General features: G+C 64.6%; 21 protein-coding genes. 12 read left to right on the top strand and 9 right to left on the bottom strand.

The window, feature by feature from the left end:
* Positions 1–79 precede the first annotated feature (79 nt).
* Complete coding sequence (locus MVA47_RS03220; protein ID WP_247206649.1) at positions 80–757, bottom strand: SDR family oxidoreductase; 678 nt, start codon at positions 755–757, stop codon at positions 80–82.
* Positions 758–845: 88 nt separating this feature from the next.
* Between MVA47_RS03220 and MVA47_RS03215 the strand changes: the two genes are divergently transcribed.
* From MVA47_RS03215 to MVA47_RS03205, 3 genes are all read left to right on the top strand, one after another.
* Complete coding sequence (locus MVA47_RS03215; RefSeq protein WP_247206648.1) at positions 846–2186, top strand: glycogen debranching protein; 1341 nt, start codon at positions 846–848, stop codon at positions 2184–2186.
* Positions 2187–2207: 21 nt separating this feature from the next.
* Complete coding sequence (locus tag MVA47_RS03210) at positions 2208–3110, top strand: alpha/beta fold hydrolase (RefSeq protein WP_247206647.1); 903 nt, start codon at positions 2208–2210, stop codon at positions 3108–3110.
* A gap of 68 nt (positions 3111–3178) precedes the next feature.
* Positions 3179–3805, top strand: coding sequence for a TetR/AcrR family transcriptional regulator (locus MVA47_RS03205; RefSeq protein ID WP_247206646.1), 627 nt, complete (start codon positions 3179–3181; stop codon positions 3803–3805).
* A 93-nt stretch (positions 3806–3898) separates the two neighbouring features.
* Here the strand turns inward: MVA47_RS03205 and MVA47_RS03200 are convergent, their stop codons facing one another.
* Positions 3899–5968: a PhoX family phosphatase gene (locus MVA47_RS03200; RefSeq protein ID WP_247206645.1), complete on the bottom strand. Its 2070-nt coding sequence runs from the start codon at positions 5966–5968 to the stop codon at positions 3899–3901.
* A gap of 154 nt (positions 5969–6122) precedes the next feature.
* Here MVA47_RS03200 and MVA47_RS03195 point away from each other — a divergent pair, with 154 nt between their 5' ends.
* The 3 genes from MVA47_RS03195 to MVA47_RS03185 all read left to right on the top strand — a co-directional run bounded on the left by MVA47_RS03195 (position 6123) and on the right by MVA47_RS03185 (position 9984).
* Positions 6123–7547, top strand: coding sequence for an NAD(P)/FAD-dependent oxidoreductase (locus tag MVA47_RS03195; RefSeq protein WP_247206644.1), 1425 nt, complete (start codon positions 6123–6125; stop codon positions 7545–7547).
* A 15-nt stretch (positions 7548–7562) separates the two neighbouring features.
* Positions 7563–8357 carry an LLM class F420-dependent oxidoreductase gene (locus MVA47_RS03190; RefSeq protein WP_062796226.1) on the top strand — a complete coding sequence of 265 codons (795 nt, stop codon included), beginning with the start codon at positions 7563–7565 and terminating at the stop codon, positions 8355–8357.
* Positions 8358–8466: 109 nt separating this feature from the next.
* On the top strand, positions 8467–9984 hold the full coding sequence (locus MVA47_RS03185; protein WP_247206643.1) for a hypothetical protein: 1518 nt from the start codon (positions 8467–8469) through the stop codon (positions 9982–9984).
* Between the two features lie 41 nt (positions 9985–10025).
* Here the strand turns inward: MVA47_RS03185 and MVA47_RS03180 are convergent, their stop codons facing one another.
* From MVA47_RS03180 to MVA47_RS03160, 5 genes are all read right to left on the bottom strand, one after another.
* Positions 10026–11057, bottom strand: coding sequence for an NAD(P)-dependent alcohol dehydrogenase (locus MVA47_RS03180; RefSeq protein WP_247210549.1), 1032 nt, complete (start codon positions 11055–11057; stop codon positions 10026–10028).
* 14 nt (positions 11058–11071) lie between these two features.
* Complete coding sequence (locus MVA47_RS03175; RefSeq protein ID WP_247206642.1) at positions 11072–12463, bottom strand: SRPBCC family protein; 1392 nt, start codon at positions 12461–12463, stop codon at positions 11072–11074.
* Positions 12460–12765 (bottom strand): hypothetical protein, encoded by a 306-nt coding sequence (locus MVA47_RS03170; protein WP_247206641.1) that lies wholly within the window; start codon positions 12763–12765, stop codon positions 12460–12462. Before MVA47_RS03170 ends, MVA47_RS03175 begins: the two co-directional genes overlap by 4 nt.
* A gap of 113 nt (positions 12766–12878) precedes the next feature.
* Positions 12879–13625: a ThuA domain-containing protein gene (locus MVA47_RS03165; RefSeq protein ID WP_247206640.1), complete on the bottom strand. Its 747-nt coding sequence runs from the start codon at positions 13623–13625 to the stop codon at positions 12879–12881.
* Positions 13626–13699: 74 nt separating this feature from the next.
* A complete protein-coding gene (locus MVA47_RS03160) occupies positions 13700–14518 on the bottom strand; it encodes a TetR/AcrR family transcriptional regulator (RefSeq protein ID WP_247206639.1) in 819 nt (272 codons plus the stop codon).
* Positions 14519–14618: 100 nt separating this feature from the next.
* Between MVA47_RS03160 and MVA47_RS03155 the strand changes: the two genes are divergently transcribed.
* The 5 genes from MVA47_RS03155 (at position 14619) to MVA47_RS03135 (ending at position 19149) form a co-directional block, all read left to right on the top strand.
* On the top strand, positions 14619–15278 hold the full coding sequence (locus MVA47_RS03155; RefSeq protein WP_099382718.1) for a TetR/AcrR family transcriptional regulator: 660 nt from the start codon (positions 14619–14621) through the stop codon (positions 15276–15278).
* A gap of 108 nt (positions 15279–15386) precedes the next feature.
* The gene (locus MVA47_RS03150; protein WP_247206638.1) at positions 15387–16094 is read left to right on the top strand and encodes a histidine phosphatase family protein; all 708 of its coding nucleotides are present in this window, start codon (positions 15387–15389) and stop codon (positions 16092–16094) included.
* Between the two features lie 43 nt (positions 16095–16137).
* The gene (locus tag MVA47_RS03145) at positions 16138–16899 is read left to right on the top strand and encodes an SDR family NAD(P)-dependent oxidoreductase (protein ID WP_247206637.1); all 762 of its coding nucleotides are present in this window, start codon (positions 16138–16140) and stop codon (positions 16897–16899) included.
* Between the two features lie 27 nt (positions 16900–16926).
* Positions 16927–18333: a dihydrolipoyl dehydrogenase gene (gene lpdA / locus MVA47_RS03140; protein ID WP_247206636.1), complete on the top strand. Its 1407-nt coding sequence runs from the start codon at positions 16927–16929 to the stop codon at positions 18331–18333.
* A gap of 33 nt (positions 18334–18366) precedes the next feature.
* A complete protein-coding gene (locus tag MVA47_RS03135; protein WP_247206635.1) occupies positions 18367–19149 on the top strand; it encodes a ThuA domain-containing protein in 783 nt (260 codons plus the stop codon).
* On the opposite strand, the gene MVA47_RS03130 is transcribed toward MVA47_RS03135, so the two are convergent.
* A complete protein-coding gene (locus MVA47_RS03130; protein ID WP_247210546.1) occupies positions 19146–19979 on the bottom strand; it encodes an alpha/beta hydrolase in 834 nt (277 codons plus the stop codon). The genes MVA47_RS03135 and MVA47_RS03130 overlap by 4 nt on opposite strands.
* Between MVA47_RS03130 and MVA47_RS03125 the strand changes: the two genes are divergently transcribed.
* The gene (locus tag MVA47_RS03125) at positions 19933–20070 is read left to right on the top strand and encodes a hypothetical protein (protein WP_247211084.1); all 138 of its coding nucleotides are present in this window, start codon (positions 19933–19935) and stop codon (positions 20068–20070) included. The two genes, MVA47_RS03130 and MVA47_RS03125, sit on opposite strands and share 47 nt — an antisense overlap.
* Before the next feature lie 131 nt (positions 20071–20201).
* On the opposite strand, the gene MVA47_RS03120 is transcribed toward MVA47_RS03125, so the two are convergent.
* Positions 20202–20978 carry an SDR family NAD(P)-dependent oxidoreductase gene (locus MVA47_RS03120; protein ID WP_247206634.1) on the bottom strand — a complete coding sequence of 259 codons (777 nt, stop codon included), beginning with the start codon at positions 20976–20978 and terminating at the stop codon, positions 20202–20204.
* Positions 20979–21022: the final 44 nt, after the last annotated feature.

The following is a 21022-nucleotide window of genomic DNA, read 5'->3' as shown; positions in this document are numbered from 1 at the left end:
TGACCCTCACCCTACGGTTCGAGAATCCGGCTGCGGGCCGTTGACACCGAACCCGGCTGCATCGTCGAGGTCAGACGTTTCAGCGACGACCTGTCGGTTTGAGCACCACCTCATGGGGATGGGCGTCGGCCGGCGTGTGGATGGCTGCCACCACCGCCGACGCCACCGTGTCGGGCAGCAAGAACTGGGTGGCGTCGTACTCGCCGCCCTCCATCGCCACCAACTCCTGCTGCATGTCGGTGTCGATGCGCCCGGGAAAGATCGACGTGACCCGCAGCGATGGTTCTTCAGCCCGAATCACATCGGCCAGCGCGCGTAGGCCGAACTTGCTCGCGGCATAGACGCCCCACCCCGGATTGGCGTGTCGGCCGGCACCCGAGTTGATGAACACGACGTGCCCCCGCGCGGCACGGAGCGCAGGCAGCAGGAGCCGGGTCAACTCGGCGGCGGCGATCAGGTTGACCTCGAGCACGCGACGCCATTCATCGGCCGGTGTGTCTTCGATCGAACCCCAGCTGATCACACCGGCGTTGTGCACCAAGACGTCGAGTTCGCTGATCGCCTCGGTGGCGGCCGCGAGCTCGTCGGCGTCGGTGAGTTCGACAGGCCAGGTGGTGGCCCCGTCGAGTTGCAGTGCGATGTTGTCCAATTCGGTCGACGGGCGACCGCCGAGCAACAGGTCGTGAGTGGGCGCGAGCAGACGGGCGATGGAAGCGCCCAGACCACGACTGGCCCCGGTGATCAACGCGGTTGGCATGGTCGCCACCCTAGTCAGCACTCTGGGCTGCAAGAGGGTCTGGACAGCGAGATGGGCACGATCGCGCCCGCGGGGCCAGAATGTGACCGTGGGATACGTCGGCTTCACCAACACGCAACTGTCGGCGCGCGCGGCCTATCTGCTGCGTGGCAATGATCTGGGCACCATGACCAGTGCGGCGCCGCGTCTGTATCCGCACATGTGGAGCTGGGATGCGGCTTTCGTCACGGTCGGCCTCGCGCCGCTCAGTGTGGAACGAGCGGTGGTCGAGATGGACACCCTGCTCTCGGCGCAGTGGGGCAACGGCATGATCCCGCACATCGTCTTCGCGAACGGCCGCGACGGGTACTTCCCGGGTCCGGCGCGATGGGAGTGTTCACAGCTCGCGTTCAACGCACCGCGGGCGCCGCACACCTCGGGCATCACCCAGCCGCCCGTCCACGCCATTGCGGTGCAACGCATCCTCGACCATTCCCGCCGCCAGGGCCGCACCACACGCTCGGTCGCCGAGGAGTTCCTCGACCGCAGATGGGGCGACCTCGTCCGGTGGCACCGATGGCTTGCGCATGCCCGGGATCCGCAGGGTCGCGGTCGCATCACGCTGTACCACGGCTGGGAATCGGGGATGGACAACTCGCCCCGCTGGGATGCCGCCTACGAGAACGTGAAGCCCGGGGCCGATCTGCCGCCGTACACCCGTGCCGACCTCTCTCACGGCGCCGACGCCTCGATGCGCCCATCCGACGTCGAGTACGACCGCTATCTGTGGCTGGTCCACGAGATGAAGATGGCGAACTACGACGATGCGGTGCTGCCCGAGGTGATGAGCTTTGCCATCGAAGACGTCTTCGTCAGCGCGATCTTCGCGGTGGCGTGTGACGTGCTCGCGACGATCGGCGAGGACTATTCGAAACCTCGCTCGGATGTCCGTGACCTGCGGGCCTGGGCGGATCGATACCGTGCCGGCGTCGCGGCGGCGTCCTCGGAACGCAACGGGGCCGCTCGCGACTTCGATTTGCGTGCGGGCCGCTGGATCAACACCGAGACCATCGCGATGTTTGCACCGCTGTTGTGTGGTGGCCTGCCGCGCGATCGTGAGCGTGCACTGCTCAAGCTCTTCGAAGGTCCTCGCTTCTGTGGTCACCCCGACCTCAAGTACGCGGTGCCGCCGTCGACCTCACCGATCTCGGCGGACTTCAAATCACGGGAGTACTGGCGCGGGCCCGTATGGCCGGTGATGACCTGGCTGTTCTCGTGGGCATTTGCCCGTCGCGGATGGTCGGAACGTTCGGCGCGGTTGCGCGAAGAAGGGCTGAGGCAGGCGCAAGACGGGTCGTTCGCCGAATATTATGAGCCGTTCACCGGAGAGCCGCTGGGTAGCATGCAGCAATCCTGGACCGCTGCAGCCGTTTTGGACTGGCTGGACTAGCTGAACTGATTGGATCAGTACATGCATGAGCCACCTGCCGGAGCCGAGTCGATCTCACTGACGTTGCCGACCGTGGATCTGCAGGCGTTCGCCTGGGGGCCGGTAGACGGAACACTGGCGCTGTGCCTGCACGGGTTCCCTGATACCGCGTACACATGGCGGCACCTCGGACCGCGGCTGGCCGAGCAGGGCTACCGGGTGATCGCTCCGTTCGGCAGGGGATACGCGCCTTCCGGACTGGCCCGCGACGGCGATTACCACGTGGGCGCACTGATGTACGACGCCGTGGAGATCCACCGATGCCTGCGCGCCGATGATCAGGCCGTGGTGGTCGGGCACGACTGGGGTGCACTCACCTCGAATGGGCTTGCGGCCTTCGAAGGCTCACCGTTCCGCACTGTGGTGTCAATGGCGGTACCTCCGATCGGGGCATTCACCCAGGTGCGATCCGACCCCGCTGCGATGGCGAAATTGTATGCACGGCAAGCCTTTCTGAGCTGGTACACCATGTTCGTCCAATTGCCGCGCCTGTCTGAGCGGACATTGGACAAGCTCATCCCGCTGCTCTGGCGGAGATGGTCACCGGGATTCGACGCCACCGAGGACCTGCGGTACGTCTTCGCCTCGTTGCCCACCGCAGCGCATCGCACCGCGGTCTTGGCCTACTACCGGGCTACGCTGCGACCCACCCGGCCCGCAGAGCGGTACCGGTCGATGCAGAGGGCGATGACAGGCGAAGCGCGCACACCCACCCTCTACCTGCACGGTGCCGACGACGGATGTATGCAGGCCGGCTTCGCCGAACGGGCGGGTGCGGTTCTGCCTGCCGGCAGCGACGTCCGCGTTGTCGAGGCCGCCGGGCATTTCCTGCATCTCGAACAACCCGAGGTGGTCGGCGACCTGATCATCGAGTTCCTGGCGTGACCGGGTAACTGCAAAAACAGTCCGTTCGCCATTGTTCCGGCCGTGCCCCGGATCTAAACTGCTCGGTGATGAGCACCTCAACCCGGAGGACGCGCGCAGAGAGTCGCGTGGACAAGTTCGGCGAACGGCAGCGAGAGCTTGCCCGGTCGGCGCTGGCCACTCTGGCGGAACGGGGTTATGCGAACACCAGTCTTCGCGACATCGCCAGCAACTCCGACTTCACCCACGGGGTGCTCCACTACTACTTCGCCGACAAGAACGAACTCATCATCTTCGGCGTCCGCGAGTACAAAGCCGAGTGTGTCACCAGGTACGACGCCGCTATCGACGGCTCCGAAAACGTCGATGACCTCGCCAAACGATTCTCCGCTGCCATGGCGACGAGCCTGACGGACGAGGCTCCGATGCACCGTCTCTGGTACGACATGCGGGCCCAGAGCTATTTCGACGAGGTCTTCCGGCCCGCTGTCGGCGAGATCGAACAGGGTCTGGAAGCGATGATCTGGCGAATGGTCACACGCCATTCCGAGTTCACCGGTCGACCCCCGGTGTTGAGTCCGCCGGTGGCCTACGCGATCTTCGACGGCCTGTTCCAGCAAGCACTCTTCCGGTGGTTCACCGGCGACCAGGGTTCCGCCGACGCCCTGGCCGCGCAGGTCGCCGCCATCATCGTCGCGATGACAGCCAAACCCTGACCTCACAGACAGATCCGCTCCACTTACGCGCGTTTGCGCCCGTTGCACCGGGAGCAGACGTCGGTAAGCGGAGCGAATCTGGCAGGGAGTGAGTCAGACGCCGATCTGACCGCCCGACTTCCACACCGAGACCACCGACGGGCGAGGCTGCGAATCGCCCCCTTCGGGCCAGTTCGAGTACGGCTTGTCGGCCGAGTACTCGTCCTCTTCGCCGGGGTGTTGTACGCACACGATGATCCGGTCGGTGTCGATGATCGGCCCGCAGGTCTCGGCACCTCTCGGCACGGTGAGGAACTGCTTCGTCTCGCCGCGGTTGTCGCCCTCGAGTGCCACGGCGAACAGTCCGTCGTTGTTCTTCAGCGCGTTGCCGTCGGTGGAGATCCACAGGTTCCCGTGTGGATCGAAGGCCACGTTGTCCGGGCACGAGATGGGGCTGACCTTGGTCTTGTCGAACCCGCCGTAGTAGGTGTCGGCGGCGGCCGGATCACCACACACCAGCAACAGGTCCCAGGTGAACTCCGTACCGGCATGGTCATCGGTGAACTCGATGACCTGTCCGTTCTTGTTCTCGTTCCGGGGATTGGCCTCGTCGACGCCGGCCTTGCCCGCCGTGCCGCGCTTGTCGTTGTTGGTCAGCGCGCAGTAGACCTTGCCGGTCTTGGGGTGTGGCTCGATGTCTTCGGGACGGTCCATCTTGGTGGCACCGACCTTGTCGGCAGCCAGGCGGGTGAACACTGCCACCTCCTGGGCCGTCATGCCCTCCACCTTGGACTCGGCGCCGTCGTCGGTGACGGTGAGCAGCGGGAACCATTTGCCCGTTCCGGCAAACGATCCCGAGGAAGGAAGCTTGCCGCTGCCGTCGATCTGATCGGGCTGGTTGCCGGTCAACTGGGCCACGTACAGGGTGCCGTTCGACAGGATTGTCATGTTGTGCTGCATGGCTGCCGCACCCACGCCTGGCTGAATCTTCTTGCTGGACACGAACTTGTAGATGTACTCGAAGCGCTCGTCGTCACCGGTGTAGGCGACCACGGTGCCGTCGTCGGTGACAAAGATGTTGGCGCCTTCGTGCTTGAGGCGACCCATCGAGGAATGCTTGACCGGAGTGGAGTTGGGGTCGTGTGGATTGACCTCGACGACGTAGCCGAATCGGTTGGCCTCGTTGGGTTCTTTCGCCAGATCGAACCGGGTCTCGTACTTGCCCCACTGATGGAAGTCGTCTTCATCGTCGAAGCTGTACCGCTCGAGGCGCTCTTTCGCCGTGGAGTCGGTGACGGTTGACGCGCCGGTGAAGTAACCGTTGAAGTTCTCTTCGCCGGAGATCATGGTTCCCCACGGTGTGAGACCACCGGAGCAGTTGCCGATGGTGCCGAGCACCGTGGTCCCCTGGGGATCGGCGTTGGTCTTCACGAACTCACTGCCTGCCGCCGGGCCGGTCAGGGTGAACGGACTCATCGCCGTGAGGCGTCGATTCCGTTCGCCGACAACGGGAGTCAACTTACCCGACCCGTCTTCGCTCTTCACCTCGACAACGGTGATGCCGTGCGCAGCCATGGCGATCCGCGCTTGCTGCTCGGTCGGTTCCTTCGGCTTGTAACCCTTGAACATGAACTCTTCGCTGGTGTACTCCTGGTTGACCACCAGGTAGTAGTGCCCCGCCTGTCCCTCGATGGGGATCAGTCCGGCGAAGTCGTTGTTGAACCCGAACTGCTTTTCCTGCGCTTCAGGGGTCTGGTTGTCGAAATCGAACGCGGGTGCCCCGGGGACCACCGGGTCGCCCCACATGATCACCACGGCCTGCTCATACCCATCGGGGATGACCAGCGCGTCCTCGGTGTTCGGCGCGACCGGGACGAAGTTCATCCCGTTGCCGTTGCCGGTGCCGGTGACCTCCACCGCACTCGACGGTTGTGCCGTCGACTTGCTGTCGTCACCGCATGCGGCGAGGGCCGAGGTGGCTCCCACCGCGACCACTGCGGCGGCCGAACCACGCAGTACCGAGCGGCGTGAGACCGCGTTACGGGCGATGTCCCGGAAGTACTCGTTGTCGCTGGTATTGGGAGGTTCATGCCAGCATGCGTCGCCACATTTGTAGTGGCACGTCACGCGGGAGCGCTTCGAGGCGCCTGCGTGTTTATCAAAAATGGCAAGTGGAACTCTCACCGTGGTGACTCCCTGTGCTGACGAAAGTGATGGGCTGACGAGGTCGCGGGCTTCGACCAACTTGTCGAACGGTAGGCATCGCAGTGAAACCGGCGGGAACCTGAACATGAATCAGCGGTAAAGACTCGCGGCTACGCGATTAAGGTTGGTGTTTGTGAGGGCGGATGGTTACGACGCGGTGGTGGTCGGATCAGGACCCAACGGTTTGTCGGCAGCGGTCACACTCGCCAAGGCCGGCCACAAGGTTCTGGTACTCGAATCTCATCCGACGATCGGTGGGGGAACCCGGACGAGCGAACTGACCGAACCCGGTTTCTGGCACGACATGTGTTCGGTGGTGCACCCGACCGGATTGGCCTCGCCGGCATTCAATTCGATGGATCTGGGCCGGTATGGGCTGGAATGGCTCGACCCCGAGGTACAGCTGTCGCAGGTGTTCGGAGACGGCACCGCCCTGCCGCTGTTCCGGGATCTCGCGCGTACCCAGGAGACGCTCGGCCGTGACGCCGCCGCATGGGGCGCGACCCTCGGGTTTGCCGCGAAACATTCGCAGGACCTGATCAGCGACTTCTTCGGACCGTTCCGGATCCCGCGCCACCTGTTGGTGGCGGCCAGGTTCGGACCGCAGGCGCTGCTGAGTGCAGACGCGTTCAACAAGATCATGTTCCGCGACCCACGCACCCGTACGTTGTTCGCGGCCATCGCAACTCACGTGGTCCGGCCCACCAGCGGGGTGGCCACGGCGTCGTTCGGGTTGATACTCGGGATGCTCGCGCACGCGGGCGGATGGCCGATCGCGCGAGGCGGGAGTCAGTCGATCGCCGATGCCCTTGCCGGCGCGCTCAAAGCTCACGGTGGCGAGATCCGAACCGATCATCCGGTGCGGAGTTTCGACGACATGCCCGACACCCGCCTGAAGTTCTTCGACATCGACCCGACCCAGTTCAGCAGGATCATGGGCGACCGTCTGCCGACCCGGTACCGCAGCCGCCTGGCCAAATACCGTTATGGCCCAGGGTCGTTCAAGATCGACTACGCACTGAGTGAACCGATCCCGTGGAACGACCCCTACACCGTGAAGTCGGCGACCTTCCATATCGCCTCGGACGACCAGCAGATCAGGCAGAACGAAGAGGACGTGAAGGCAGGACGCCATCCGGAGCGTCCCAATCTCATCGGCGGGACGCCCAGCGTGATCGACCCATCACGTGCTCCGGACGGCAAACACGTCGCCTGGGCGTATTGCCATGTGCCTCATGGCTCTGACGTCGACATGACCGAAGCGGTGGAAGCGCAGATCGAACGCTGCGCCCCAGGGTTCAAGGACGTGATCATCGCCAGGCACAGCATGACGGCCAAGCAGCTCTCGGTCTACAACCCGAACTACGTAGGCGGCGACATCAATTCGGGTGTGTCCGATTTGCGGCAATTGTTCACGCGACCCGTGGTTGCGCGCGTGCCGTACGAAACCCCCGTGGACGGGGTCTATCTGTGCTCGTCGTCCACCCCTCCCGGTGGCGGCGTCCACGGAATGTGTGGCATGCATGCCGCGCAGGCCGCGATTCGTCGGCACGGTTGATGCACACTGGAACTCATGAGCACACCAATTCAGATCGCAGTCCAGCTACAGCCACAGCACGCGGCCGACTACAACAACATTCGTGACGCGGTTCGCCGCGCCGAAGACGCCGGTGTCGATGTCGCGTTCAACTGGGACCACTTCTACCCGCTCTACGGTGAGCCGGACGGTGCACACTTCGAATGCTGGACGATGCTCGCGGCGTGGGCCGAGCAGACCTCGCGCATCCAGCTCGGCGCTCTGGTCACCTGCAACAGCTACCGCAACCCGGATCTGCTGGCCGACATGTCCCGCACCGTCGACCACATCTCGGGTGGCCGGCTGATCCTCGGTATCGGCTCGGGTTGGTTCGAACGCGACTACACCGAGTACGGGTACGACTTCGGGACCAAGGGAAGCCGCTTGGACGCCCTCGGTGAGGCACTGCCCCGGATCAAGAACCGGTTCGCGAAGCTCAACCCGGCGCCCGTTCGCGAGATCCCGATCCTGATCGGTGGTGGCGGCGAGAAAAAGACGCTCAAGTTCGTCGCCCAGCACGCTCACTACTGGCACTCGTTCGTCGACCTGGAGACCTACCGGCACAAGTCGCAGGTACTGGCCGACCACTGCGCAACTGTCGGTCGCGACCCCGGTGAGATCGCCCACTCGGCGGAGCTGTCGCAGGCAGGCGGTCTCGACGAAGCCGTGAAGCTCGCCGACAGTCTCGCCGACGAGGGCGTTTCCCTGTTCACGGTCGGTGTCAACGGCCCCGACTACGACATCTCGCTGGCCACCGAACTGTGCAAGTGGCGTGACCGCCGGAACGGATAGGTAGGCGCGCACCTCCCCACATGCGCGATAATGGCTTCGATCGCACGCCGATCACGAGATCGCGACACGTGACGGATCAGAAGGCCGCAGGTGGGGAGGTGACTGCGCGATGACGTATTGGTCCTCGACGCAAGCCCGCCTGATGGCTGAGCCCGAGTTCATCTCGACCATCGCCAGGCTCATCCAATCGGTCGCGCCCCTCGGTGCCACCGGAGCCAAAGCCGCATTCAGTTTTGCCGGTACCGCCACCCGCTACGCCCTGACCTACTTCGGGCCGGTGCCACCGACGCCCATCCCGATGCCGCCGCCTGCGCTCGAAGTAGCCAGAGACCTGAGGGTGGGGCGGTATCAATCCGGGGCGGATGCGTGTCTGCTGCTCGAGATCGTGCTGGGGCCCGGCGCCCCGGTTGTCCGGTTCGACCACGGTGAGCACGGGCCGATCGATCCGGCGCTGATGTTCGACGCCGAGGCCTACCGCGACGATTTGCTGAGGTATCCGCGGGACGCCCCGCGATGGTTGGTCGACTACGTCGGCGGCGTTCCCCTCGCACACCTGCTGTCGGGCTCCTACTTCCCGTTCCCATCCGCAGGGTCGGTGCCCGCCCGAGCCACCGATGCCGCTGCAGCGGTGACCATCACGCTGGACTTCATCCGCAACCACCGGATCGACCACGCGGGGCACAATCTGTACTCCCTGGCAGCGCAACGGATTCAGGCGGGCTGGCGGGTTTTCACACAGACACCAGCCGACCCGGCGCGATCAGGCGGCCGCATGCGTTTGGTGTTTCTCGTAGCCGACGACGCGGTGGTCGAGATCCCCTCGCCTGCAATGACTCCCGAGTCCAACGAGATGGCCTTCACCCAGCGTGCGTTCGAACGGGCACATGCCCGTTCGCAGGTGCCGACTCCGACTCCGGTGCAGCACGGCGGAGGGGCGGGCGTTGCGATTCGCGGCCCCCAGGAGTCGACACAGGATGTTCCCGGCGCACGTGAGGCGCAGACGGCACGCGACAACATCTGGCGGGGCGTCGGACGGATGTACGAGCAGATACTCGCACCGCTACCCGACAACGAGGTGTTGTGGCCAGGCGGTACGAGGGGCTTTCGGGTGGTGGCGCGCGAACGGACCACCGTGGTGGCCACCGATGGTCTGTCGGCGCCGAGTCTCGTCGGTGCGCTGAACGGATCGATGGTCGGTGTGGGCGCGGAGTTCTTCGTCGAGTCCATCGACCCCGAGCTGCGTGCCGACGAAAGTGCGCGCGAACATTGGCTTTTCACGATCATCGCCGCGGTCGCGGCCCATGCCGCCTCCGGTGGGCAAGACTTCGTACGCACCATCACCGCTTCTGTCGACCCGGTGTACGTGGAGCTTGCCGGAGTGCGGGCGCCCCGGGAGTGGGCGGTCGGTAGCACTGTGGGTGTACTTCTGAGCAACAAGGGTTGGGGCGCCCCGGGTGGTTTCGACACCCCGCTCGGCCGCGTCGCCCTGGTCTCGGTGACGCTCTTACGAGCGAGCGAGGCAGTCACCACCTCCGCGTGGCCGACGGCCGCAGGCGAGATCTTCCGTCAGCTCTCCGCCCGGCGGATCGGCCACTACTTCGATCCGCACCGCGAAGCCATCTACTGACCCCGCCGGCCGGGCCCCTACCGCCGTCGACGGGTTCGGTACTAGCGGGTGGGAACCACCACGGCCCGACCCCGGACCTTGCCCGCGTGGAGTTGTTCGTAGGCCGTCGGCGCATCGTCCATCGAGAACTCGGACACCGTCACGCTGATCGCACCGCGTCGGGCGAGTTCGATGACCTCCATCAGTTCGCTACGCGAGCCCCAGTTGACCACGCGCACAGACACATCGAACGGCAGGGTGAGGTACCCGGCTCCCACGGTGCCTGTGCCGACACCGATCAGGACGATCTCGCCGGCCACGGCCACCAACGATTGCGCCAGGTCGGCTGTGCTCTGCGCACCGACGAAGTCGAAGACCGCATCGACACCGCGACCACCGGTGAGCTCCCTGATGCGTTCTCCCGCATCGGAATCGGAGATGAAAGAGTGGTGCGCGCCCAGTTCGAGTGCCTGATCGACCCGCGATCGATCGAGATCAACAGCGATGACAGTTGCCTGAGTCAGCGCACGGAGCAATTGAACACCCACGTGACCCAGACCGCCGACCCCGATCACGAGTGCGGTGGTGCCGGGGGACAGACGCGACAGCGAGGGCTTGATGGCGTGATACGGCGTGAGTCCGGCGTCGGTCAGTGAAACGCTCGCGACCGGGTCGAGATCACCCAGCGGCACGAGATGCCTTGGACTGTCGACGATCATGTACTCGGCCATGGTGCCCGGCCGGTGGATTCCGGGTGCGCTGATCCCGTGAACACAATTGTTCTCACTGCCCTGCGAGCAGGAATGGCACATCCCGCAGCCCCACGGTCCGTACACCAGCACCGCTTGGCCGACCTCGATGCCGGTGGTGCCCGGACCGAGTTCCTCGACGACGCCTGCGCCCTCGTGCCCGAGAGTCAACGGCAGCGGCGCGAACACATACTGGTCGGCTGGCGTCGACATGATGAACTCATCGGAGTGGCAGGCGCCCGAAGCGGTCATCTTCAGCAGCACCTCGCCGGGCCCCGGCACCGGTTTGTCAACCGTGACGACCTCCGGGCGCGCCCCGAACTCGCGGTACTGCAGAGCTTTCATGGTCGCGGACACGGTCAGTCGACGTCCTCGCCGATCCACTGCGAGAGCAGATGATGAATGTGGCGGATCTTCACCTCTTGGTACCGGGCCAATGGCAGGTGCTTCGACTGTGCCGACTTCAGACCCTTGTGCACCTTGGGCATGTTGTACGCGTCCTGGTCGAACACCCGCGCAGAGCTACCCAGAACGGTCGCCTCGATCCACGACTGATCAGGTTCGAGCCATTGGGTTTTTGCCGGCTTGGGCCGCTCGCCTTTGAAGGGGCCGAGCAAGTAGACGTCCATGATCGACGTCTCGTGGTCGTCGCCGTTTGGCCGGAACCGGTAGACGATGCGCTGGTAGGCGCCCCATGGGTGGAAGTTGGGGAACACGGTGTAGTAGATGCTGTCGAGCGACTCGGCATCGGACATGTTGTCTGCCTTGACATCTCCGATGATGTCCCGCAGGCCCTCGCGGGCCAGCATCCCGGACATCTCGCGGGCGGTCACGCCCTCGGGCAGTGTCACCATCGGGTCCTCGTCGATGCGGGCGTCGACCATCGAGTCGAACATCTCCTGCTCGGACGGGACGAACTTGATGTGCGGGCTGGGTACACCGTTCGCGGTGATGCCGCGGTTGAAGTTTCCCCAGCTGTCGTACTGACTGTTCGAGTCGCCGGTGCCCACCACTCGCTGCGGGTGGGTGGTGATGACGTGGAATGCCTCGGAGAAGGCCTCCTGCGCGATCTTCCAGTTGGCCTGGATGACCTGGGCGACATGGGCCTGGATGTAGCGGTCCTCCAAAGGCCAAGCCTCGAAGTGCTTTCCGAGGTCGCCGAGGAAACTCGCGAGCGATTCGGAGGCCGGGTCCATGTTGATGAAGACGAAACCACCCCAGGTGTCGACCTTGACCTGTGGCAGATCCATCTTGCCCTGGTCGACCTGAGGGAAGTCCCAGGCGCAGGTCATGGATTTGAGTGATCCGTCGAAGTTCCAGGCGAATCCGTGGAAAGGACAACGGATCTCGTTACCTGCTGGCCCGTCCTCTTCGCGCAGCGTGCGGCCACGGTGCAGGCACGAGTTGTAGAACGCGCGGATGCCCATGTCCTTGCCCCGCACGATCAGGATCGACTTCTCGCAGATCTCGTAGACGAGGGTGTCACCCGGTTCTGGGATCTCTTCCTCGCGGCATGCCATCTGCCAGACCTTGTACCACATGCGGTCGCGCTCGAGCTCGTGGTACTTGCGGCTGATGTAGCGGGAGACCGGCACGAAGTTCTGGTCTTCGTACTTCTCGTACGACTCCCCGCGCAGGATGTCGGGCACCGGATGGGTGTCGGTGTCGAGCAGTCGCTGGTACGCGGTTCCGTTCTCGATGAAACCGCCGTCTGTGGATCGACCGGCCGCACGCTCGTCGATATTTGTCACAATTTGCCTCCTTGTTCAAGGCTGACGGCGAGGGCGTCTGCCGCCACTTTGTCGGCCTGCATCTTCTCGAGCAGTTTGGCTGCGCCCATGAAACGCCTGTTCTGGGTGATCGGCACAGGTTCGCGCGGTCCGAGACCCACCCACCGGGCCAGTTCGGGGTCCACAGCCTTCACCTCACCGTGCAGGTACCGACCCTCGGGGTCGAAAGTGCCGGTCTTGCCGTCTTTGGTGGTGACCCGGACGTTGAAATCCTCATCGAATTCGTAGATCGCCCGGCTCATCGGATGCTTGATCTGACGCATCGCGTGCTCCCTCTTCTGAGACTCGCTGCCTTACTTGGTACCGAATGCACTAACTGTAGCAGCGAAGAGTGATCGCGAGCACAAATTTCTTTAGGTTGTCACCAAAAAGTACGTCAGCGGCGACGACTCACCCATTCGAGTGCGCCCGACACCAGGGCTCGGTAGTTCGCGTCGCGCAATGTGGGGGCCTTGTCTCCGGGTTGCAGGTAGACCAGCCGGCTACGGCCATTGGTCTTTGTCCACCCGGCCAGGGGGGAACCCTCGCGATGTCGCCAGCCCTCCCGGTTGTCGCGACGGCCCGCCATGGCCAGCGACGTCGACCAGTGGACGGCGTCGGTCATCTCGGCATCGGTGCGCAGCAGTGGCTCGACGTCGTCTTCGAAGACCTCGCACAGGTACGTCTCGTCGGTCAGTCCGAACTCTGCGGGCACCTGCGAGACCACCGGGTGAGCCGCGTCGACCACCGAGATCGTCTCTGGTACTGCGTGTCGGTAACCCGAATCCGGGCAGGTGACGCCGCGGACCACACCTGGCTGGTAGAGGTAGCGACCGCCGACGAACTCCGCCCATTCATCCCAGCGCGCCCAGGATGCGAGCGCGTGGTGCAGCACCACGTACCCATGGCCCGTGTCGGGCGCTGATCGGATGGCCTCACGGATCGATTCTGGGGGATCGGTCGGCTCCGGAAGGGTCCCGGGCATGTCGTAGTGGAGTGATGCGTCGAACTCGGCGAGTTCTGCAGCGGAGATGTCTGCATCCGGATGCTCACGCCACGTGATGTCCGCAGGCAGGGAGTCGAGGAACTCGGCGAAGGCCTCCCGGTCGAAGGAATGCCCACCCGTGACAGCCAGAACTCGCATCGAAACGCTCCACTTCGTCGAACTCAACTGGTATTGCTGTCAAGTTACTCGACGGAGTGGCGTGGAGGGGCGGGTCAGCGACCTTCGATCATCCTCGAGCAGACCTCGGTGGTCGCAGTCCGCAGCCTGGGGACGGGGATGTCGGCGAGCGGCCCACCCTCGATACGGAGTGGCTGGATGGCGATGGTCATCGCGATCATCGTGCGCACCCGAAGCGAGCGGGCTGCGTGTTGTGCCGCGGCGGCGCGCTTGTTGGGAGGCACATCGGTGACCGGGAAATAGTCGAATGCGCGGCGGATGTGCCGTTCCTCGTACTCCTTGGTGAGCAGGCGTGTTCCGGGAGTCGCGCCGCCTGCCATTTGAAGGAACAGCATGCGGGCCGAGTTCGGGTGCTCCGCGGTCCAGTCCCACACGGCCGAGACGACCTCTTTGAACGAGTCGGCATCTGCAGAGACGTCATCGGGTCGGGCCGAGTACGCCGCCTTGGAGCTGGCGTCCATCGCATATCCCAGAGCGCTCTCGAACAACTCTTCCTTGCTGGCGAAGTGGTAGTAGACGGCGGTGGGGACCATGCCGGCTTCCTCGGCGATCTCCTGGATCGAGGCCTCGGCGAAGCCTTTCTTGGAAAACACTCTGACCGCTGCCTTCACGATCAGGTGGCGCCGTGACGGCCGGTGCGCCGAGCCCTTTGCCGGTGCGGTCTTCTTCACGGGTTCGTCAGGTTCGGAGTCGTCTGCCTGCTCGGGGGTCGGCGACCCGAGGCCACCGCCCGGTTGGTCATCCGCCGCAGGCAGCGAATCCCAGCCCAGCCAGTTCTCGTCGGTGTCCAGCGTCCGGCTGTCGGTGGTGCGTTCACCGTTCGATGCCGGTGTGGTTGTCTTCCGCCGTGCCACAGTCGTTCCTCCTCGCCCCGGATGACTGCATTGCCCCTTGAGTTACCACATCAGGATGTCACAGCCTCGAGAACTTGTTCCGCCTGTCATCATCTAGTGCATGACAAGCAAGGGTGGGGAGCCAGGGAGGTCCGGCACGGGTACGTCTGCTGCCGCCACCCCGGTGGGCAAGGGGACCAAAAGAGCAGCACACAGGCCCTCGCGGCGCGAAGTGGTGGTCGAAGCGGCGATGCACCTGTACTCCGTCCGGTCGATCGAAGACGTCACCGTCGCCGACATCGCTGCCGAAGCGCACATGACATCGGCCGCGGTCTACTACCACTACCCGTCCAAAGACGAGGTGCTGCTCGGTGGCCTGCGGCTTTTCGCAGAGCAACTGCTCGATGAGCTGCGGGGCAAAGTGGCCGAGGATCCGGATGCACCGCTCGGCGACATCATCGTGCGATTGCTGGAATGGACCGACAGCCAGCGGTCGGCGTCGCTGGTCTATTTCGTCCGCTCGCCCGGCTGGAGTCTGTCGATCGAGGCACTCCGCCGAGAGGTGCGCCTCGAGATGCTCGCGGTGTTCTCGGCCGAGCTGCGAACGCGCAACCGTGTCGCGTCGAAGGCGAAGCAGGCTGCCGCCGCAACCGCGCTGTCGAGTCTGCTGGAGGTCTCAGCCGCGTCATGGCTCACCGAAGACGCTGTGCTGGCCAACCTCGGCCGCCGAAAGTTCTCCGACGAGGTCCGAGAGTTGGCAGCGGACATCTGCAGTGTGTGATGCACATCGCTGGTCTCGGACCGCACTTCTGAAGGACTCTCACGCCATCTAGCTGGCAATTCGACAACGTATCTTTAGACCGACGACAGTTTGTGGTTCACTGGCAGAGTGCTCAGTCAGCCGCGTGCCCGCTCCATAGACCTCGACAATCCGTTCGCGCCATTGGACGGCTTGTGCGAGCTCGTGTTGGTGCGTCACGGTGAGCAGCAGCTCACCAAGGAGTTGAGCGCCGGCGAGACTGTGGACCCGCCGCTGTCGGAGACCGGTGAACGCCAGGTGCAGTCGGTTGCCGACCGCCTGGCAGCCACCCGGGTCGACGCCGTGTACAGCTCGCCGTTGCAACGGGCGCTGCGTACCGGTACCGAGATCGGCGCCCGGCACGGTTTGACCCCCGAGGTGCGCGACACTCTCACCGAGTTCGAGCCGTGGCAGAACTTCCCCGCAGATCAGTCGCCGTTCGAGGTGCTGCCTCACGAAGAGATCTCGACCATCTTCCGCGAACACATCCGCACCAGGCGGTACGAGGCGTTTCCGTACGCCGAGGACGGGGCCGCATTCCGGGCACGTGTGCTCGGCGAGCTGTCGCGCATCATCGACGCGCATCTCGGTCAGCGGGTGGTCGTCACCGCTCACGGCGGCGTCATCAACGCCGCGCTCGCCGACGCACTGGGCAGTGGATTCGACATGCCGGTGCGGGTGCACCACACATCCATCTCGGTTCTGCGGGGGGCGGACACGCGCCGCGCGGTGCAGTCCATCAACGACTTCTCACACGTGCTGTCTTTCCAGACACACGTGGGAGCAATGAATCTCTGACCTTCCAGGGGGTCACCCGCCTCCGCCATCACAAGGAGTAACAATGGATCTGAACCTCAAGGGCAAGCGCGCAATCGTCAGTGGTGCGAGCCGCGGCATCGGCCTGGCCATCACCCGGACCCTGCTGAACGAGGGCGCCTCCGTCGGAATCTGTGCGCGCGGTCAGGAACACCTCGATGAGGTCGCGGCCGAATTGTCCGAGTACGGAACGGTTTTCCACAAGGCGGTCGACGTCGGTGACAGTGAGTCGGTCAAGTCGTTTGTCGATGCATCCGCAGAAGCCCTCGGCGGCATCGACATCGTGATCGTCAACGCCTCTGCCGCCACCGGCAAAGGCCCGCAGGCGTGGGTGAACAGCTTCAACGTGGACCTGATGAGCCTGGTCAACTTCATCGAATCGACCTCCGGTCATCTGGAGGACAGCGAGGCGGCCGCCGTGGTCGCCATCGCGACCACCTCGGCTCTCGAGGCCGGCCCGATCACCACGGCCAACAGTTACGGCGCACTGAAGGCGGCCGCCTTGCAGCATGCTTCAGCACAGGCAAAAGCACTCGGTCCCAAGGGTATCCGCGTCAACTCGGTGTCGCCGGGGCCGATCTTCTTCGAAGGCGGCGCGTGGGACACCATCAAGGCCAGTCGCCCGGCTCTCTATGAGGGTGCGCTCGAGGCCGCGGCGATGGGCAAACTCGGTTCGGCCGAGGACGTCGCGAACGCTGTGGTGTTCTTGGCATCCCCCGCTGCCGGCCACATCACCGGAACCAACCTGGTCGTCGACGGCGGATTCACGAACCGCTTCGACTTCTGATCGACATCTCGGCGAGCGGAAAACGACATGACCAGTAGTGACAACAATGACCAGCCGGCCGACGTGGTCATCCTCGGTGGCGGATCCGGCGGCTATGCGTGCGCCCTGCGTGCGGCGCAGCTGGGCATGTCGGTGGTACTCGTCGAAGCCGGAAAACTCGGCGGCACATGCCTTCACAACGGGTGCATCCCCACCAAGGCGTTGCTGCACGCGGCCGAGGTGGCCGACTCGGTGCGCGAAGCCCACGACTTCGGCATCAAGGCCACCCTCGACGGCATCGACATGAGTGCCGTCAACGGCTACAAGAACGATGTCATCGCCGGCCTCTATCGCGGGCTCCAGGGCTTGGTCGCCTCGCGTGGTATCGAGGTTGTCGCCGGCTACGGCCGAGTGGTCGCCGACCGTACGGTCGAAGTCGAACTCGCCGCGGGTGGGCGTGCCCGATACCGCGGAGAGGCACTGGTGCTCGCGACAGGTTCGCAGGCCAGGAGCCTGCCCGGACTCGAGCTCGGAGGGCCCGTGATGACCAGTGACCGGGCACTCGAACTCGACTCCGTTCCCGACCGGGTGGTGGTTCTCGGCGGTGGTGTCATCGGATGCGAGTTCGCCAGTGTCTGGGCATCTCTGGGCACCGAGATGACCATCGTGGAAGCTGCTCCGCGCCTGCTGCCCACCGAAGACGAGTGGAGCTCGAAGCAGGTCGAGCGCGCATTTCGCAAACGAGGCATCAAGAGCCTGACGGGTACCGCTTTTGCATCCGTGACCACGGACGCCGACGGCGGCGTCGACGTCGAGTTGGCCGACGGCAGGCACGTCAGCGCGGATCTGCTGCTGGTGTCGGTGGGACGGGGTCCACGGACTGCCGGGCTGGGGTTCGAAGAGGCCGGCATCGAAGTCGACCGCGGGTGGGTGATCACCGATGAGTTGTTGCAGACCGGCGTGCCAGGTGTGTTCGCGGTGGGGGACATCGTGCCCGGGCCGCAGTTGGCGCATCGCGGCTTTGCCCAGGGCATCATGGTGGCCGAGCAACTCGCCGGACTGGACGCGATGCCCATCGCGGACAAGGGAATTCCCCGGGTGACGTACTCGAACCCGGAAGTGGCATCGGTAGGCCTGACGGAGTCGGAGGCAGCCGAGAAATACGGTGAGGTCTTCACGGCCGTCTACGATCTCGGTGGCAACGGCAAGAGCCGGATCCTGCGCACGACAGGTGGGATCAAGCTCGTGCGCGCCGGCGAGAACGGACCGGTTGTCGGTATCCACATGGTTGGTGCCCGCGTCGGGGAGCTCATCGGTGAAGCGCAACTCATCTACAACTGGGAAGCGACGGCCGGCGATGTCGCCCAGTTGATCCACGCGCATCCCACACAGGCCGAAGCGCTCGGTGAGGCCCATCTCGCGTTGGCGGGCAAGGCACTGCACGCACACGGCTGAACCTTGTACCGGTTCACGCGGAAAGAGGAACACATGTCCGGACCCTCGGGCCGTATCGACGCGGTACTGGTGTGTGGTGGCCAATGGCACGACTTCGACTATGCTCGCCTGCAACTGCTTTCGGCCTTGGCGGACTACGAGCACGTGCGTACCCGCGTCTTCGAGAACTACGACTGTCTCGAAGCGATCGACTCGGCGGACCTGCTGATCACCTATACGTGCAACGTGGTTCCCGACGTCGGCCAGCAACAAGCACTGATCGACTTCGTCGGACGCGGCGGGAGATGGCTCGCCCTGCACGGGACCAACGCGGCGATCGAGCCGACGGCGCCGGGAAGTCCGAGTAAGTACGTGACCCCCAGGTCGATGGGTGACCTGCCGGCTGTGATCGGCAGTCAGTTCCTGGGACACCCGCCGATCGCGCCGTACCTCGTCGAGATCACCGATCCTGACCACCCGTTCGTGGCCGACGTAGAACCGTTCGAGGTGACCGACGAGTTGTACATCAGCGAACTGCACCCACCCATTCAGGTGCTGGCGCACACCCGGTTCGTCGGTGCATCAACGGGTTTCGAGGAAGGGCACACCAGTGTGGACGAGCCCCGGCCCGTCTTGTACCTCAAGGACCACGGCGATGGAACGGTCTGCTACTTCACTCTCGGTCACTGCCGGGGACGATTCGACGTACAGGACCTGGGCATCGACGACCTCGGCAAGGTGGACCGGGGCAGCTGGGTGGTACCCCAATTCGACACCATCCTGGCGCGGTGCCTCGAATGGGCCATCACCGGGCTGATCAGCCCGGAGCCTGCCTAACCTGCGAAAGCTCTTCTCAGAGCATCACATTGCGATCCGAAGTACGTCCTGGACACCTCTGCGCGCCGCGCCACCAGATCGAACCCGTGGAAGGCGCCCGGTACGGTGACGAACTCACACGGCACGCCGGCTTCCTCAAGGCGCTCGGCGTACCTCTTGTCCTCGTCGAAGAACAGATCGAGTGTGCCGACCCCGATCCATGCCGGCGCGACGCCGCTGAGGTTCTCGCGACGTGCCGGCACCGCCGTCACCGGATCGGCGTCGCCGAGGTAGCTCTGCCAGCCGAAACGATTGCTCTGCGCGTCCCACAGCCGATGATGTCGATCAGGTGTCTCGGAGCGGTCGTCGAGCATTGGATACGACAGGAGCTGCAGCACCGGGCTGATCCCGCCGCGGTCGGCAGCACGCAACGCCAGTGCCGCCGCCAGCCCACCTCCTGCGCTGGCCCCACCGATTGCGATGTTGGCAGGGTCGATGTCCGGCTGAGTGGCCATCCATTCCAGGGTGGCGTCGCAGTCGTCGAGTGCGGCAGGATACGGATTGTCCGGAGCCAGCCGATAGTCCACGGAAACCACTGTCGCGGCGAGCTTCTCGGCGAAGGCACGGCAGAGGCCGTCGTCCTGCGCGGCTGCACCGATGACGTATCCGCCACCGTGTATCCACAGAAGTGCAGGCGATGGTGCGCCGGTACCCGGATGCCTGAACACCCGCGCAGAGGCGCCTGACTCGAGCTGGTGAACTTCCACATCTTCCGCCGAGGGGAGGATGGTCCTCAATTTCCGCATGACCGGCAAGGTCCGACGGCTGACCAGTCGAGGCGGCAACAGCATCGATGCCAAGCGCAGGTCGGGATGGAACTCGGCGCGGTTTCGGATGCGGCCGATCATCGGTGGCCGACAGGCGCCGTGGGTGTGTCCATGATGAGCAATCGTAGGTCACACCGCAGAGGTGGCGCGGGTCTATCGGACAGTGAACCCACCGGTCGATGTGCGGCTCGACCGGTGGGTTGTCTCTCCTCCGTGGTCGGAGAAGTCCGGCGAAGTCCGGTGAAGTCAGTAGGACGCGGTGCCGCCGTCGACGCTGAGCAGCGCCCCGGTGATTCCGGCACCCGCGTCCGAGGCGAGCAGCATCGCCATCGCGGCAACTTCCTCGACTGTATTGGGCCGCTTGATCGCCGACTCCTCGGCGAACAGGGCAACCATCTCTTCGAACGACATACCCATCGCTTCGGCGGTGGCGGGGCCGTTGTCCTTGATGATGTCGGTGATCACAAGGCCCGGGCAGATCGCGTTCACGGTGATGCCTTCGGTGCCCACCTCCCGAGCGATCGATTTGGTCATCCCGTTGATCGCGTGCTTGGCGGCGACGTAGGCGGTGAACACAGGCTTACCCTGCTTGCCCTCCACCGACGAGATGTTGATGATGCGTCCGTACTTGGCCGGGAGCATGTGCTGCAGCGCGCGGCGGGTGGCCCAGAAGTTGGCGTTGAGGTTCCAGTTCATCACCAGGTTCCACTCGTCATCGGTGAGCTTGGCGGTGGGCTGAAGATCTTTGGCGCCACCGGCATTGTTGACCAGCACGTCGATGCGTCCGAACGTGGCGACCGTCTGCTCGATGAAGTCCTCGACGTCCGCCTGTACGGTCACGTCGCCGGGGAAGAACGCGGCTCGCTCGCCGACTCCGAGATCGGCCAGTGCCTTCTCGCCCTTCTCGGCCGACCGTCCGTTGAGCGCCACCTTGGCGCCCTCGGCGAGAGCCGCCTCGGCGATCCCTCGTCCAATGCCCTGAGTACCGCCGGTGATGGCGACGACCTTGTCTTGCAGCTTCATCAAATCTCCCTTGAACCAACGGTCGGTTGAGTGCAGACAAGTTA

Origin of the sequence: Williamsia sp. DF01-3, from assembly GCF_023051145.1 — a bacterium.
Classification (GTDB): Bacteria; Actinomycetota; Actinomycetes; order Mycobacteriales; family Mycobacteriaceae; genus Williamsia.
Note: the sequence above shows the minus strand (reverse complement) of the source record. Positions and strands in the feature narration are given on the sequence as shown.

What these genes read in the sequence shown, in the direction of transcription:
- MVA47_RS03220 (WP_247206649.1), bottom strand. Translation starts at nt 757, where the DNA reads ATGCCAACCGCGTTGATCACCGGGGCCAGTCGTGGTCTGGGCGCTTCC.
- MVA47_RS03210 (WP_247206647.1), top strand. Translation starts at nt 2,208, where the DNA reads ATGCATGAGCCACCTGCCGGAGCCGAGTCGATCTCACTGACGTTGCCG.
- MVA47_RS03205 (WP_247206646.1), top strand. Translation starts at nt 3,179, where the DNA reads ATGAGCACCTCAACCCGGAGGACGCGCGCAGAGAGTCGCGTGGACAAG.
- MVA47_RS03190 (WP_062796226.1), top strand. Translation starts at nt 7,563, where the DNA reads ATGAGCACACCAATTCAGATCGCAGTCCAGCTACAGCCACAGCACGCG.
- MVA47_RS03185 (WP_247206643.1), top strand. Translation starts at nt 8,467, where the DNA reads ATGACGTATTGGTCCTCGACGCAAGCCCGCCTGATGGCTGAGCCCGAG.
- MVA47_RS03180 (WP_247210549.1), bottom strand. Translation starts at nt 11,057, where the DNA reads ATGAAAGCTCTGCAGTACCGCGAGTTCGGGGCGCGCCCGGAGGTCGTC.
- MVA47_RS03170 (WP_247206641.1), bottom strand. Translation starts at nt 12,765, where the DNA reads ATGCGTCAGATCAAGCATCCGATGAGCCGGGCGATCTACGAATTCGAT.
- MVA47_RS03165 (WP_247206640.1), bottom strand. Translation starts at nt 13,625, where the DNA reads ATGCGAGTTCTGGCTGTCACGGGTGGGCATTCCTTCGACCGGGAGGCC.
- MVA47_RS03155 (WP_099382718.1), top strand. Translation starts at nt 14,619, where the DNA reads ATGACAAGCAAGGGTGGGGAGCCAGGGAGGTCCGGCACGGGTACGTCT.
- MVA47_RS03145 (WP_247206637.1), top strand. Translation starts at nt 16,138, where the DNA reads ATGGATCTGAACCTCAAGGGCAAGCGCGCAATCGTCAGTGGTGCGAGC.
- lpdA (WP_247206636.1), top strand. Translation starts at nt 16,927, where the DNA reads ATGACCAGTAGTGACAACAATGACCAGCCGGCCGACGTGGTCATCCTC.
- MVA47_RS03135 (WP_247206635.1), top strand. Translation starts at nt 18,367, where the DNA reads ATGTCCGGACCCTCGGGCCGTATCGACGCGGTACTGGTGTGTGGTGGC.
- MVA47_RS03125 (WP_247211084.1), top strand. Translation starts at nt 19,933, where the DNA reads ATGACCGGCAAGGTCCGACGGCTGACCAGTCGAGGCGGCAACAGCATC.
- MVA47_RS03130 (WP_247210546.1), bottom strand. Translation starts at nt 19,979, where the DNA reads ATGCTGTTGCCGCCTCGACTGGTCAGCCGTCGGACCTTGCCGGTCATG.
- MVA47_RS03120 (WP_247206634.1), bottom strand. Translation starts at nt 20,978, where the DNA reads ATGAAGCTGCAAGACAAGGTCGTCGCCATCACCGGCGGTACTCAGGGC.